The organism is Streptococcus sp. 3167, assembly GCF_013277175.1.
In the GTDB taxonomy this organism is placed as follows: Bacteria; Bacillota; Bacilli; order Lactobacillales; family Streptococcaceae; genus Streptococcus; species Streptococcus pseudopneumoniae.
The window spans coordinates 1-1090 of the sequence record NZ_VMML01000074.1 but is presented as its reverse complement, the minus strand read 5'-3'; the positions used below and the strand labels follow the sequence as shown (position 1 = coordinate 1090).

Here is a 1090-nt window from a genome sequence, read left to right as displayed (position 1 = left end):
CACCCAAGATTTCAGCCTTAACTTCAGATTTAGCTTGGGCGATTGCTTGGTTCATGTCAGACGTGCTGACTTTCGTTTTCAGCTCTTCGTTTACCTTTTTGTTATCTTCCCCCACTGCCTGCGCAAATGCTGTTAATTTTGTAGTATCCATTTTGTGTTACACCTTTCCTAAATTGTAATAAAAGAGCAGGTCTGGCAATTCCTGACCTACTGGGCTCTCGCCTACAGTTCTACCTGCAAGCTGTTTCTCAACTTCTTTTGCAATATCCAGCTCTTTTAAAGCATGGACTTCCTCTGTGACCAATTCCTTATCTGAGGCGACTATCTTGATATGGACAGATTTATCACTGGGGAAAACATAGCCTCCAGCCGTGATTTCCAAGCGATAACTCCCAATGGGCAAGATAGCGTCCAGATGAAAACTCACACCTTGACCGGTAACAGTTACCTGCTTCTTCCACTGGTAGCCCTCCTTGGTCAGACTGATCAGTGCCTCCTCCCCTTCCAGAGAGGAAATCACTTGGTAGTCTTCGTCTAAGAGGGCAAAACCAAAGGTGGAAGCCAAGTCCCCTTGCTTAATCAGGTGACCACCGTCAATCTGTGCGAGATTAGTCATATTGAGATTACAGACCATTCTGCACCTCTTTCTTTACTGTTTACTTTGTATCAAGGTTTTCAGTTCTCTCACATCTTCACCTAGCGATTTGACCTGTTCAGCCAGCACCAGAATAGCCTTATTTTGTTCGTCATGGTTATCCAATCTTTTGTTAGCCGACATTCGAAATTCGCGTAAGTTCTCAATGTCTTTTTCTATGGCTGTCATGCGATTTTCCTGTTTGGTTGCCCTGTCCTTCATGGAAAAGTACAAGACAACCACAGGAATCAGAGAAAAGAGAAACCGAATCAATAAGTGCTCAATCTCTGTCATAAACACCTCGCTAGTTCGCCAAGTGGCTCAAACCACGTCGCTTCAATTCCTTGCGCACACGGTCTTTCCAGCGTTTATGTACCCATGAAAAGTCAACTGCTCCACGTTCCAGTAGGTTGATGTACATGTCGATTTTGGCTTGGTCTAGTGTAATCTTACTCA

2 protein-coding genes are annotated in these 1090 nt (G+C 44.3%); both read right to left on the bottom strand.

The window, feature by feature from the left end; genetic code table 11:
- Positions 1–157: 157 nt before the first annotated feature.
- Positions 158–634: a hypothetical protein gene (locus tag HT678_RS09915; protein WP_000227060.1), complete on the bottom strand. Its 477-nt coding sequence runs from the start codon at positions 632–634 to the stop codon at positions 158–160.
- 15 nt (positions 635–649) lie between these two features.
- On the bottom strand, positions 650–928 hold the full coding sequence (locus HT678_RS09910) for a hypothetical protein (RefSeq protein ID WP_000134981.1): 279 nt from the start codon (positions 926–928) through the stop codon (positions 650–652).
- Positions 929–1090: the final 162 nt, after the last annotated feature.